The organism is Microbacterium sp. SORGH_AS_0428, from assembly GCF_031453615.1.
Taxonomy (GTDB): Bacteria; Actinomycetota; Actinomycetes; order Actinomycetales; family Microbacteriaceae; genus Microbacterium.
In genome coordinates this window covers 2,008,277-2,021,544 of the sequence record NZ_JAVIZT010000001.1, presented here as the reverse complement: position 1 = coordinate 2,021,544, position 13,268 = coordinate 2,008,277, and the positions used below count along the sequence as shown (strand labels likewise).

Sequence of the window (13,268 nt, the reverse complement as noted above, 5' to 3'; positions counted from 1 at the left end):
CCCGAGGCGGCCCCGCCCGTGATCGCCGCGGGATGCGGCTGTGGATTCGTCCGGGTCGTCGTTGCCCTGACCGGGGGCGACGGTGGGGCACACCGATCGCCCCCGATCAGGAGCGGGTCAGGGCATGACCAGGACGGCCTTGACGGCCACGCCGGACTGCGTGTCGGCTATCGCCTTCTCGATCTCGTCGAACGGGTAGGTCGTCACAAGGGTGTCGAACGGGAACTCGCCCGCCTTGTACATGGCGAGCAGCTTCGGGATGAAGGTCTGCGGCACGGCGTCGCCTTCGATGGCGCCGACGAGCGTCACGCCGGAACCGGAGAACAGGCCGACGGGCGCGACCGCATCCGGCTTCGGAACGCCGACGGTGGCGACCTTCGCGCCGAAGCGCGCGGAGGCGACGAGATTGCCGATGACCGCAGGGATCGCCGTGGTGTCGAGCGCGTACTCGGCTCCGATGCCACCCGTGGCCGCCTTGATCTGGTCGACGACGTCGTCCGCCTTGCCGTCCACGAGGTGCGTGGCACCGAGGCGCTTGGCCGCCTCGAGGCGCTCGGGGAGGACGTCGACGGCGACGATCGTCGTCGCGCCGGCGGCCTTGGCCGCCATGATCGCCGACAGCCCGACGGCGCCCGTCCCGCTGACCACGAGCGCGTCGCCCGCGCCGACGCCGAGCGAGTTGAGCACGGTGCCCGCGCCGGTCTGGATGCCGCATCCGAGCGGACCCACGAGCTCGAGGGGGACGTCCTTGTCGATCTTGACCGCGTTGCGCGCCGCGACGAGGGCGTGCGTCGCGAACGACGACTGTCCGAAGAAGCTGCCGACGACCTCGCCGCCGTCGGGGAGAGCCATCGTGCCGGTCCCGTCGGCGCGCACGCCGCCGATGTTGAGGAGCATGAACTGCAGGCAGTAGGCGGGTCGTCCCGCGAGGCAGTTCTCGCAGCGACCGCACGAAGCGAACGACACGGCGACGTGGTCGCCTTCGACGAAGTCGGTCACGTCCGCGCCGACGCGCTCCACGATGCCTGCGCCTTCATGGCCGAGCACGCGCGGGAAGGCGCTCGGGATGTGGCCGTGCTGCACGGCGAGGTCGGTGTGGCACAGACCGGCCGCGACGATGCGGACGAGCAGTTCGTCGGGACGGGGATCCTGGAGCACGACGTCTTCGAAGACGAACGACTCGTCGACTCCGTTGAGCACGGCTGCGAGGGCGGTGGTGGACATGGCGAACCTCCTGAGAAAACTCAATGCGCACGTATGTAACCGTGCGCATCGTCAGGCTACGCCCGCCCCGGAGACAACGATCCGAGATCGATTCTCAATTGTCCGGCCCTGGCGCCTGCGCAGCCTGCGAGACAGGTCGTGGCAATGCGGTCGCTATGTCGCCGCAAGCGTCCGTCGTCGAGTCGGCCGCGCGAGACGAGATCCGCGCTCGCGATCTGGGCGGCGATGTCCGAGGCCCCTCCTATTCTTAGAACATGTCTTCGAAGGTTGCGAGCGTCGTCGGTCTCTCCGACGCGGATGCAGCGGCGCTCGCATCCATCGCACACCAGGTGGATGCGGCGCAGGCAGACCTCGCCGCAGCGCAGGCACGTCTGGTGCGCGCACTCGCGCGCGCGGAGGAGCTCGCGTGCCGGATGAGCGACGGGCAGAGTCGGTCCGCGCGCGGCGCCGACATGGCCCACCGCGCGATCGCAAGCGAACTGGCCGTTCCGCTGCGGATCTCCGACCGCACGATGCAGCGTCGGATGGTCGAGGCCGCCGATCTCGTGACGAGCTATCCGGCCACCGTCGACGCATGGGAGGCGGGGCAGATCACGCAGGCACATGTCCGCGTGATCAGCGAGAGCGGCGGCGGCCTGCCCACGCACACGCGCGCAGAGTTCGAGCAGCACGCGCTCGTGCGGTGCGAGGAAGACACCGCGGGCCGGGTCCGCACGAGTGTGCAGATGATCGCCGAGCGACTGCATCCGCGCACCCTCACGGAGCGCCACCGCGATGCGGCCGAGATGCGGGCCGTCACCGTTCAGCCCCTCGACGACGGGATGTGCGAGCTGACCGCCACCATCCCCCTGCTGCTGGGCGACGCCATCCACGACCGCCTCACCCGAATGGCCACCGTCATCCACGACGCCCGCGGAGCCGCCGCGCAACGACGGCGCACGAGCGGCGACGCAACAGACGAGATCGTGGCGTCAGACGCGCGCACGATGGATCAGGTGCGTGCGGATGTCTTCACCGACCTCCTCCTGAGCGCGGCGCCGACGGCCGATCCCACCGCGGGCGACGACCAACCCGGCGCCCTCGGCGCCATCCGCGCCCACGTGCAGGTCGTCGTGCCCGCGCTCACTCTGCTGCACGCATCCGAGCATCCGGCCGACCTCGCCGGACGTGCACCGATCGACGCCGAGACCGCACGACTGCTCGCCGGCGCCGCCCCGGGCTGGGACCGCCTGCTGACCCATCCTGCGTCGGGCCAGGTACTCGCCACCGACCGCTATCAGCCCACACCCGATCTTCGACGCCGGCTGCGCGCTCGCGACGCGCACTGCCGGTTCCCCGGATGCCGCGTGCCCGCCATCCGCCACGAGCACGACCACACGCACGACCACGCCCTGGGCGGGCGCACCATGCTCGAGAACCTCGAGGGACTGTGCCAACGCCACCACTCGATGAAGCAGTTCACCGGCTGGCGCGTGAGACAGGTCCACGCGGGCGTCCTCGCGTGGACCTCACCGCTCGGCTACACCTACATCGACGAACCGCCGTCGCCGAGCGTGCACTTCGTCCCCGAGTTCGTGTCACCCGAGCCCGACCCTCCATCCGCGGGGCCACCCCCGCCGTTCTGAGCCCGAGTCGCTACGGGCCTCGCGCGGACGCGGTTTCTCGGGGACCGCGCGGGTACTCGGCGTGCACACGGCCACTCCGCGCCCACGCGGCGGCACGGAACCGCGCGCGTCAGCGAGCACCGAGGCGCGTCAGCGAGGACCCAGGCGCGTCAGCGATCCGTAGCCGTGCGTCTCGGGATCGGGAGGAGCGGGACCGCAAGCCCGAGGAGGGCGACCAGCGGCCACCAACTCGCAGCGGCCAGGGCGAGCGCGACGCCGAGCACGGCGAGTTCGAGAGCGAGTGACCAAACCACGACACGGAGCCACGCGGGCACGGCGGGCGAGACGGCATCCATGCACCGACCATAGGACGACATCGAGCGTCACCGAAGAGGTCACACGAGCCCCCCCAGCCACGCGAGGCATGGATGCTGTGCGCGCCGGATACAAGGGCCCATACTCGGCACCATGACGCAGACCGACGGATCCCGCGATATCCGCGTCGTCGCGCCCGCCCTCGGCCTCGCACTCCTGCAGGGCGTCGTGACCGGGCTCGTCCTGCTGATCGCCTTCTGGGACGCGTTCTCCCAGATCGACTGCGCGGAGTGCTTCCCGACCGTGCAGGCCGCGCGCTGGGTGCTCACCGGAGCCCTGATCCTCGGGTGGGGGATCACGCTGGCCGGGCTCGTGACCGGCTACATCCGGCAACGACCGTCATCGTGGGCGCCGGCCGCCGGCAGTGCCGTCATCGTCGTCGGCTATCTGCTGTTCCGCAGCATCGTCTACGCCGCGTGATCACGCGCGGCGACGCCCACGCCGGTCCGGCACGCGCTCAGGCGTGGAAGACCGAGTGCAGGTCGTCGTGTCCGGCCACCGAGCGGCCGCCCAGTGCGTCGAGCTCCATGAGCACGGCCACGCCGGCCACCGAGCATCCGATCCGCTCGACCAAGTCGCGCGCCGCGGCGATCGTGCCACCCGTGGCGAGAACGTCGTCCAGCAGGAGCACACGCGTTCCCGGGGCGATGTCGTCGTGCATCTCGATCGTGGCGGTGCCGTACTCGAGCGCGTAGTCGACGGATGCGGCCGGGCGCGGCAGCTTGCCCGCCTTGCGGATCGGCACCAGACCCACGCCCGCAGCGATGGCTGCGGCGCCGGCCAGCAGGAAACCCCTCGCCTCGATGCCGGCGACCACGTCGTAGGTGCCGGCGAACGGCTCGAGCATCGCGTCGATGACCACACGAAGGCCTTCACCGTCGGCGAGCAGCGGTGCGATGTCGCGGAAGAGCACGCCGGGCTCCGGGTAGTCGGGGATGACGGCGATGAGCTTTTCGGCGCGCTCGAGCGCGGCGGAATTCGAGGGGGTCACCCGTCGATGGTAGTCGGCGCACCGCGAACACCGCCGCGATCGAGACCGGGCAATCGAACGCCGCCCACGGAAAATCAGGCTTCGAATCGATACGATCGCACCCGGTACCATCGGATGCATGACCTCGACGCACGATGCCTCGACCCTGATCGCCGCGCCCGGATCCGAGTGGTGGCGCACCGCCGTGATCTACCAGATCTATCCGCGCTCGTTCGCAGACGCCAACGGAGACGGCATCGGCGACCTCCCCGGCATCACCGCGCGCCTCGACTCGCTCGCTCAGCTCGGCATCGACGCGATCTGGCTGAGCCCCTTCATGGTCTCGCCCCAGAAGGATGCCGGCTACGACGTCGCCGACTACTGCGACGTCGACCCGCTGTTCGGCACGCTCGACGATTTCGACGCCATGCTGGCCAAGGCGCACGGCCTCGGCATCCGCGTGATCGTCGACCTCGTGCCCAACCACTCGTCCGACCAGCACGTCTGGTTCCAGCAGGCCCTCGCCGCCGCCCCCGGGAGCCCCGAGCGCGCGCGGTACATCTTCCGCGACGGCAAGGGCGAGAACGGCGAGCTGCCGCCCAACAACTGGGAGTCCGTGTTCGGCGGCGGGATGTGGGAGCGCGTCGTCGAAGCCGACGGCACGCCGGGCCAGTGGTACCTGCACATCTTCGACGTGAGCCAGGCCGACTTCGACTGGACCAACCCCGAGGTGCAGGAGTACTTCCGCGGCGTGCTGCGGTTCTGGCTCGACCGCGGCGTCGACGGATTCCGGGTGGACGTCGCCCACGGCATGATCAAGAAGGACGGCCTGCCGGACTACACGCCTCCCGCCGACGGCGACTCGATGGGCGGCGATGACGATGACGTGCCCTACTGGGGCCAGCCCGGCGTCCACGAGATCTACCGCGACTGGCACAAGGTGCTCGCCGAGTACGACGGCGACCGCGCACTGTGCGCCGAGGCGTGGCTGCCCACGCCCGACAAGACCGCGCTCTGGGTGCGCCCCGACGAGATGCACCAGGCGTTCAACTTCCCGTACCTGACGACGGCGTGGGATGCGGACGCCCTCCGCACGGTCATCAGCGACTCGCTGCGCGCCTTCCCCGCGGTCGGCGCGCCCGCCACGTGGGTGCTCTCGAACCACGACGTCATCCGTCACGCCTCGCGCCTCGCCCTCTCGGCCGAGAGCCCTCAGGGCGAGGGCATCGGCCCGCTGTCCGAGGCCCAGCCGATCCCCGCGCTCGGCCTGCGCCGTGCCCGCGCGGCCACCACGGTGATGCTCGCCCTCCCGGGCTCGGCCTACATCTACCAGGGCGAGGAGCTCGGGCTCCCCGAGGTCATCGACATCCCCGACGACGCGCGCCAGGACCCGACGTGGTTCCGCACGAACCACGAGAAGTACGGCCGCGACGGCTGCCGCGTCCCGATCCCGTGGGAGGCCGCATCCCCCGCCTACGGCTTCAACGGCACGGGCGCATCGTGGCTGCCGCAGCCCGCGGAGTGGGCGCAGCACGCCCGCGACGTGGAGCAGCGCGATCCCGACTCGACGCTGGCGCTCTACACGCACCTGCTCCAGGTGCGGAAGGCGCACAGCCTCGGCGCCGCCCCCTTCACCTGGCTCGACGGCTACCCGGAAACGGTGCTCGCCTTCCGCAGCGGCGACGTCACGGTGATCGCCAACCTCGGCACCGACGCGATCGACCTGCCCGCCGGCGAGGTCCTCGTCTCGAGCGAACCGCTCGAGCGACGTCTGCTCCCCGCCGATACGGCCGTCTGGCTCGCCGACGCCTGATCGTCACGCCCGAAGCACGCCGGCGCGCCCACCCGGGCCGCCGGCGTGCTCGCGCGTGCGCGGGGGATCTCACCACCCTCGCGTCTGCGGGGACCTCCGCGAGCTGGCGTAGCGGGTATCGCTGTGCGCTCACGCCTGCGGGGACCTCACCACTCAGCGCCCCCGAGTAGGGTCGGGACATGCCCCTGGACCTCGAAGCGCTGTACACGGATCTGCACCGCCACCCCGAGCTTTCGTTCCAGGAGACGCGCACCGCGGGCGTGATCGCCCGCACGCTGGAGACACTCGGGATCCCCTTCACCGAGGGCGTCGGGCGCACCGGCGTCGTGGCGACGCTCGCCAACGGAGACGGACCGGTCGTCTGGCTACGTGCGGATATGGACGGCCTGCCGGTCGCGGAGCGCACCGGACTCCCCTACGCGAGCACGGCGCGCGGCGTCGACCCGCAGGGGGTGGACGTGCCGGTCATGCACGCGTGCGGCCACGACATGCACGTGACCGCGCTGCTCGGTGCGCTGGAACGGCTCGTGGCGACCGCATCCGAGTGGTCGGGAACGGTCGTCGCCGTCTTCCAGCCCGCCGAGGAGTTCGGCGCTGGCTCGAAGGCGATGATCGCCGACGGTGTGCTGGATCGCTTCCCGCGCCCGGACATCGTGCTCGGTCAGCACGTGACGCCGCTGCCTGCGGGGACGATCGGCGTGCGACCCGGAACCCAGATGGCGGCCTCGGACGGCCTCACCGTCACCCTGCACGGACGCGGAGGGCACGGCTCGCGCCCCCACGCCACGATCGACCCGATCGTCATGGCAGCCGCCGCCATCATGCGCCTGCAGACGGTCGCCTCGCGCGAGGTCGACCCTCGCGAGGTCGCCGTGGTCACAGTCGGATCGATCCACGCCGGCCTCAAGCACAACATCATCCCCGCCGAGGCGACGCTGCAGCTCAGCCTCCGCTACGCGGACGACGGGATGCGGGCACGCGTGCTCGACCGGGTGGAGCGGATCATCCGGGCCGAGGCAGACGCCTCCGGCGCGGAGGTCGCGCCCACGATCGTCAACGACCACACGCTGCCCCCGACGATCAACGACGCCGACGCGACCGCTCGCCTGGCGGCGGCCTTCCGCCGCGCCTACGGCGACGCGGCGGTCGTGGACCCCGGCATGTTCACCGGCAGCGAGGACGTCTCCTGGTTCGCGCGCGAGGCCGGCGTGCCTCTCGTGTTCTGGTTCTGGGGAGGCATCGACCCGGAGCTGTTCGCCCGCGCGAGCGCCGAAGGGACGATCGACCGCGACGTGCCGACGAACCACTCGCCCTTCTTCGCTCCCGTGCTGCATCCCACCATCGAGCGCGGCGTCGAGAACCTCGTCATCGCCGCGCGCGAGTGGCTCGACTGACCGGGAGCAACCCTCTCACGCCGACCAGACCGCGTCGGCGAGAATGTGCGGGTGAAGCTTGCCGTGGACTATTCCCCGCTCGTGGATCCGCCATTTCGAGACAAGAACCTCAAACCCGACGCGCAAGCCATCCACGCGTTCGCGGTGACGAACGGTTGGGAGTACTACCTGGGCACCGGCCCCCAGCCGCTGCCGGGCGTCCTCTTTCGCGATGAACGGGGCAACGCGCGCCAGCTGCAACGCGCGGGGAACCTGGTGCGGATCCCGGGGCCGCCGCTGATCGAGATCGGCAACTGCGCGTACGCGTACACCGTCAACCTCAACGTCTTCAGCGTGACCTGGGGATACGTCGCGTGCGTGCTGACCACGACCGCGCCCGACCTCGTGGTGGAGACCTCGAACGCCCGCCGGGCCAAGGATCTGCCCGCACGTCCCGTCGGGGCGGCTCAGGTCGCACTCGGCGACGAGGGCACCGCACACGTCGCCGCCGAGTCCGCTGCGTGGGCGCAGAAGGTCTTCGATCCGCCGCTGGTCCGGCTGCTCGATGACCCCGCACTTCCCTTCGACGTCCAGATCTCGCAGGGCTGGCTCTTCCTCTACTGTCCGGCTGAGCTCTCCGTCACAGACCCCGCCGTCTGGCAGCGGACGTTCGCGGTGCTCGAGGCCGTCCGCGCCGCGATCGCTGCCGCATCCGTTCACGCGGAGGCGCCGGTCGCCGCCGACGACGGCGGCGTGCTCGACGGGACGGCGGCGTCCACACCCTCCGACGACGGGCGCCCTCCTCTCGTGAGTCAGGGCCGGAGCGATCCTCTCGTGTTCCAGGATCGGCCCGATCGGAACGCCCGCCGCACCGCGTGGCGCTATTACGCCGCCGTCGGGGTCGTGTTCGTCTTGGGCGTGGTCGCCGTTGCCGCGGTCCTGCTGGGCCCCTGGCGCTGATCAGCCGCGCCGCACGCCCGCATCCGCCGCCGTTCGGATGGCGGCGGGGCGCCGCATCCGCCGGTCCAGTGCGCCGAGCCCCTTGTCGATGAGGATGTAGACGTAGGCGACCACCTCGAGGGCGAGGGTAAGGCCGACTATCCAGAGCACGACCCCGCCCAGCCCGTTACGGTCGACGTTCATGAACGGGTAGGGGTACTGACCCCCGCCGGCGAACCGGCCTCCGGCGGCGCCGTAGACGAACGCGAACGCGAGGTACACGTAAGGGATGAGTGTCCACAGGGGCGGATCGAACCAGCGGCTGCGCCCCTTGGGCACGAAGAGCAGCCAGTCCGCGATCGCCAGCGAGGGCGTGATGATGTGGATCAGGTTGTCGGTCAGCGTGAACGGCTGATACCCGTTGCCTTGCGTATACGTCTCGGGCACGAGCACGATCAGGTAGATCAGCATCGTCACCGTGATCGCGAAGGCCACGGCGAGCGAGAACCGCGCCGACGGCGTCGACGCACCGCGCGGTCCTTCCGAGCGAAGGTCGGCGATCGTGCGAACGGCGAGCACCACCATCCAGACGAGGCAGAGCAGGTTGCTGAGCACCGTGTAGTACAGGAACTCGACGGGACTGGGGCGCCCGTCCAGGATGCCGGTGACCCTCCCGATCCCCCACGCCATGAGCACCGCCGCGACGAGGCGATAGGCGAGGGCGATACGGCGATCGGGCACATGCATGCGCTACATCGTAGGTCGGCGCACGAGCCGTGGATGATCACGGAACGATGACGGCATGGCAAACACCCCCCGCTCGCGTTGCGCCACCTGAGCGATCGGCGTAGTGTCGCGCGTCGTGGCCAACGACAGTGCCGAACCGGCGCCGGAATCCCCTATCGCGAAACGCCTGCTGATCGGGGACCCTCTCGCGTCCACGGATGCGGACGATCATCTTCTGCGCAAGCGCATGGCGCTGCCGATCTTCGCGTCCGACGCGCTGAGCTCCGTGGCCTATGCGCCGCAGGAACTGCTCATGATCCTGATGATCGGCGGGCTGTCGTTCCTGGCGTTCAGCCCGTGGATCGCGGCGGCCGTCGTTGTGCTGCTCATCGTGGTGGTGCTCTCGTACCGCCAGCTCATCAAGGCGTACCCGTCCGGGGGCGGTGACTACGAAGTCGCGCGCACCAACCTGGGCGAGATCCCCGGCGTCATCGTCGCCTCGGCCCTGCTCGTCGACTACATCCTCACCGTCGCCGTGTCGGTCGCATCCGGTGTCGACAACATCATCTCCGCGCTGCCCGGCCTCAACCCCTGGCGCATCGAGTTGGCGGTCGGCTTCGTCATCCTCATCGTCATCGTCAACCTGCGCGGCGTGCGGGAGGCCTCGCGCGCCTTCGCACTGCCGACGTACATCTTCATCGGATCCGTCGCGCTCATGATCGTGACCGGCATCGTCCGCTGGATCCTCGGCGACCCGCCGGTCGCCTCGAGCAGCGCGTTCTCCGTGCAGGCCGAGAGCCTCACGCAGGCCGCCGTCATCCTGCTGATCCTGCGCGCGTTCTCGAGCGGCTGTTCCGCCCTCACGGGCGTGGAGGCGGTCTCGAACGGCGTGCCCGCCTTCCGCCGCCCGAAGGTCCAGAACGCGCAGCGCACCCTCGTGGCCATGGGCGCCGTCGCGATCCTGCTCTTCTCCGGTCTGACGATCCTCGCGCTCGTCTCCGGCGTGCACTATGCGGAGAACCCGTGCCACCTCATCGGGTTCGACTGCACGCAGCCCCAACCGAGCCTCATGGCACAGGTGGCGGCAGCCACCTTCGGGATGAACTCGATCCCCTTCTTCATCATCCAGGCGGCCACCGCCTGCGTGCTGCTGCTCGCCGCCAACACGGCGTTCAACGGATTCCCCCTGCTGGGTGCGGTTCTCGCACGCGACGGATACGCCCCGAAGGCCATGAACACGCGCGGCGACCGCCTCGTGTTCTCCAACGGCATGATCCTGCTGGGTCTCGCCGCCATCGTCGTGCTCATCGCATCCGAGGCGAACCTGACGACCCTCATCCAGCTCTACATCATCGGCGTGTTCGTGTCGTTCTCTCTCGGACAGATCGGGATGGTGCGCCACTGGCGGCGCGAGCTCCGCGCGCTCAGCCAGTTGCCCGCCGAGGCCCGGCAACAGCACTCCGGTCGCTTCGAGCGGCGCGAGATCATCTCGGGCCTGATCATCAACTCGCTCGGTGCGGGGCTGACCGCGGCCGTGTTCATCATCGTCACGATCACCAAGTTCACGCATGGCGCGTGGCTCGTCTTCCTCGCCATTCCCGTGCTGTCGGTGCTGATGATCGGCGTGCACCGCTATTACCGCGACGTCGAGCACGAGATCACGTTCGACGACTCCACGCACTTCGGCGCCGCCGGCGATGTCGCCATCGTGCTGGTGGGCCGCCTGCAGAAGCCCGTCGCGAAGGCCATCGACTACGCCCTCGCCGCCCGGCACGACAAGACGATCGCGCTGCACGTCGCGGTGACCAAGGAGTCGGCGGACGCAGTGCAGAAGGAGTGGGAGGATCATCGTCCCCCCGTGCCGCTCGTGATCGTCGAGTCGCCGTACCGCACCTACGCCCAGCCGGTGATCGCCTTCATCGAGAAGTACCGCGAGAAGCACGGACCGGCGGTCGTCACGGTCTACCTGCCGCAGTACATCGTCGGCCACTGGTGGGAGAGCTTCCTGCACAACCGCCGCGCCCGCCGCATCGCCCAGCAGCTCATGCTCGTGCACGGCGTCACGATCACCCTCGTGCCGTGGCTGCTGGACTCTTCCGAGGTCATCTACGGCCGCCGCTCTCGGCCGCTCCCCGGACAGGAGCGTGCGGGGCGCCCCACCACCCGCACCGTCAGCGTCGCGCGCCACGGCGAGGGCCAGAGCCGGAACTGACCCGGAGCGCGGGGCTCGCGTACCGCCCTCGCGCGCATCCGCATCGCTCCGGGTGCGCGCCGGTCGCTCCGGCTGCGCTCCGGTCGGAGGATCGCCCGAATGTCGGAGGATCGCCCGAATGTCGGAGGTTCCACGCCGAATCCTCCGACATCCGCACGTTTCTCCGACGCGCGGGAAGCGGAGGCCGGGGCCACCGGCCGTCCGGCATGGAGCCGGGCGCCCGCCGCACAACTAGCCTGGAGGGGTGAGCTCCTCCCCCCTCGACGCCGACGCCCTGCGCGCCGACTTCCCGATCCTCGAGCAGAAGATCGGCGACGCGCCGCTGGTCTATCTCGACTCCGGTGCGACCAGCCAGAAGCCGCGCGCCGTGATCGACGCGGAGGTCGACTTCCTGCTGCGCGCCAACTCCGCCGTGCACCGCGGCGCGCACACACTCGCCGCCGAAGCGACGGAGCTGTACGAGGATGCGCGCGCCCGGGTCGCAGACTTCGTCGGCGCCGACGAGGAGACGCTCGTGTGGACCGGCGGGGCGACCCTCGCCCTGAACCTCGTCGCCTACTCGATCGGCAATGCGACCGCGGGGCGCGGATCCGCCGCATCCGCCGCCCTGGCGCTGCGCCCGGGCGACGAGATCGTCGTGACCGAGATCGAGCACCACGCGAACCTCATCCCCTGGCAGGAGCTCGCCGCGCGCACCGGCGCCGTGCTGCGCCACATCCCCGTCCACGACGACGGCATCCTCGATCTGGATGCGGCGGCCACGCTGATCGGCGATCGCACACGCATCGTCGCCTTCACGCACGTGTCGAACGTGCTGGGCATCGTGAACCCGGTCGCCGAACTCGTCGCGCTGGCGCGCGAGGTCGGCGCGCTGACCGTCATGGACGCCTGCCAGTCCGCACCGCACCTGGCGCTCGACCTGCCGGCGCTGGGGGTCGATCTCGCCGCGTTCTCGGGCCACAAGATGCTCGGCCCGTACGGCATCGGTGCGCTCTACGGGCGCCGCGAGGTGCTCGAGGCGCTGCCGCCGTTCCTCACGGGCGGCTCCATGGTCACGACCGTGACCATGGATGCGGCCGAGTTCCTGCCGCCGCCGCAGAAGTTCGAAGCCGGCACGCAACCGGTGTCGCAGACCGTCGCCCTCGCGGCCGCTGTCGACTACCTCGACGCCCTCGGGATGGACGCGGTGCACGAGCATGAGCGCGTCATCGGGCGGCGCATGATGGCGGGTCTCAGAGACATCCCCGGCATCCGGCTGCTCGGCGACACCTCCGACGCCGAGCGGATCGGCATCGCGGCCTTCGACGTCGACGGCGTTCACGCGCACGACGTCGGTCAGTTCCTCGACGCGCGCGGTGTCGCGGTACGCGTCGGGCACCACTGCGCCAAGCCGCTGCACGCCCGGTTCGGGCTCACCGCATCCGTGCGGGCGTCCGCCTCGGTGTTCACGACCGAGGCCGACGTCGACGCCCTGTTGGGTGCGGTCGGCGACGTGCGCGCCTACTTCGGAGCGGACGCATGAGCGGACTCGACGGTCTGTACCAGGAGCTCATCCTCGACCACTCCAAGCATCCGCACGGCACACCCTTGGCGGAGGCCGAGGGGCGCACGGCGACATCGCACCAGCGCAACCCGATCTGCGGCGACGAGATCGAACTGCGGGTTCGCCTGCACGACGACGGCACTGTGCGCGACGTGACCTTCAGCGGTGCGGGGTGCTCGATCTCGCAGGCCTCCGCATCCATGCTGGCGTCCCTCGTCGACGACATCATCGAGGAGGAGGGCTCGCTGACGGCGGACGCGGCCCGCGAACGCATCGAGCGTTTCCGTACGGCGCTGCGTTCACGCGGCACCGTCGCGCTCGACGAGGAGACCTTCGGCGACGCCGCGGCGCTGTCCGGGGTGTCGAAGTTCACCGCCCGCGTGAAGTGCGCCATGCTCGCCTGGGTCGCGCTCGAGGACACCCTGGCCCGCGCCTGATCCCGCGCCCGACGCCCTCGCCGCCCGACGCCCTCACTGCCCGACGCCCTCG

The 13,268-nt window shown here is 70.4% G+C and carries 12 protein-coding genes; 8 read left to right on the top strand and 4 right to left on the bottom strand.

Annotation, left to right across the window (positions count from 1 at the left end; all coding sequences use genetic code 11):
• Nucleotides 1-117: 117 nt before the first annotated feature.
• Nucleotides 118-1,224 carry an NAD(P)-dependent alcohol dehydrogenase gene (locus QE374_RS09735; RefSeq protein WP_309734384.1) on the bottom strand — a complete coding sequence of 369 codons (1,107 nt, stop codon included), beginning with the start codon at nt 1,222-1,224 and terminating at the stop codon, nt 118-120.
• 254 nt (nt 1,225-1,478) lie between these two features.
• Here QE374_RS09735 and QE374_RS09730 point away from each other — a divergent pair, with 254 nt between their 5' ends.
• Entirely contained in the window at nt 1,479-2,849 is a 1,371-nt protein-coding gene (locus tag QE374_RS09730) for a DUF222 domain-containing protein (RefSeq protein ID WP_309734382.1), read from the top strand.
• A 149-nt stretch (nt 2,850-2,998) separates the two neighbouring features.
• On the opposite strand, the gene QE374_RS09725 is transcribed toward QE374_RS09730, so the two are convergent.
• Nucleotides 2,999-3,184 (bottom strand): hypothetical protein, encoded by a 186-nt coding sequence (locus tag QE374_RS09725; RefSeq protein WP_309734381.1) that lies wholly within the window; start codon nt 3,182-3,184, stop codon nt 2,999-3,001.
• Nucleotides 3,185-3,296: 112 nt separating this feature from the next.
• Here QE374_RS09725 and QE374_RS09720 point away from each other — a divergent pair, with 112 nt between their 5' ends.
• Nucleotides 3,297-3,623 carry a hypothetical protein gene (locus tag QE374_RS09720; protein ID WP_309734379.1) on the top strand — a complete coding sequence of 109 codons (327 nt, stop codon included), beginning with the start codon at nt 3,297-3,299 and terminating at the stop codon, nt 3,621-3,623.
• A 37-nt stretch (nt 3,624-3,660) separates the two neighbouring features.
• Here the strand turns inward: QE374_RS09720 and QE374_RS09715 are convergent, their stop codons facing one another.
• Nucleotides 3,661-4,194, bottom strand: coding sequence for an adenine phosphoribosyltransferase (locus QE374_RS09715; protein ID WP_137418411.1), 534 nt, complete (start codon nt 4,192-4,194; stop codon nt 3,661-3,663).
• Nucleotides 4,195-4,312: 118 nt separating this feature from the next.
• Here QE374_RS09715 and QE374_RS09710 point away from each other — a divergent pair, with 118 nt between their 5' ends.
• The 3 genes from QE374_RS09710 to QE374_RS09700 all read left to right on the top strand — a co-directional run bounded on the left by QE374_RS09710 (nt 4,313) and on the right by QE374_RS09700 (nt 8,319).
• Complete coding sequence (locus QE374_RS09710; RefSeq protein WP_309734377.1) at nt 4,313-5,986, top strand: glycoside hydrolase family 13 protein; 1,674 nt, start codon at nt 4,313-4,315, stop codon at nt 5,984-5,986.
• A gap of 179 nt (nt 5,987-6,165) precedes the next feature.
• Nucleotides 6,166-7,380: an amidohydrolase gene (locus QE374_RS09705; protein WP_309734375.1), complete on the top strand. Its 1,215-nt coding sequence runs from the start codon at nt 6,166-6,168 to the stop codon at nt 7,378-7,380.
• A gap of 51 nt (nt 7,381-7,431) precedes the next feature.
• Nucleotides 7,432-8,319: a hypothetical protein gene (locus tag QE374_RS09700; RefSeq protein WP_309734373.1), complete on the top strand. Its 888-nt coding sequence runs from the start codon at nt 7,432-7,434 to the stop codon at nt 8,317-8,319.
• On the opposite strand, the gene QE374_RS09695 is transcribed toward QE374_RS09700, so the two are convergent.
• Entirely contained in the window at nt 8,320-9,045 is a 726-nt protein-coding gene (locus QE374_RS09695; RefSeq protein ID WP_309734369.1) for a Pr6Pr family membrane protein, read from the bottom strand.
• A gap of 226 nt (nt 9,046-9,271) precedes the next feature.
• Between QE374_RS09695 and QE374_RS09690 the strand changes: the two genes are divergently transcribed.
• From QE374_RS09690 to sufU, 3 genes are all read left to right on the top strand, one after another.
• On the top strand, nt 9,272-11,236 hold the full coding sequence (locus QE374_RS09690) for an APC family permease (protein ID WP_309736665.1): 1,965 nt from the start codon (nt 9,272-9,274) through the stop codon (nt 11,234-11,236).
• Nucleotides 11,237-11,480: 244 nt separating this feature from the next.
• Entirely contained in the window at nt 11,481-12,758 is a 1,278-nt protein-coding gene (locus tag QE374_RS09685) for a SufS family cysteine desulfurase (protein WP_309734367.1), read from the top strand.
• The gene (gene sufU, locus QE374_RS09680) at nt 12,755-13,216 is read left to right on the top strand and encodes a Fe-S cluster assembly sulfur transfer protein SufU (protein WP_309734365.1); all 462 of its coding nucleotides are present in this window, start codon (nt 12,755-12,757) and stop codon (nt 13,214-13,216) included. Before QE374_RS09685 ends, sufU begins: the two co-directional genes overlap by 4 nt.
• The last annotated feature ends 52 nt before the right edge of the window (nt 13,217-13,268 follow it).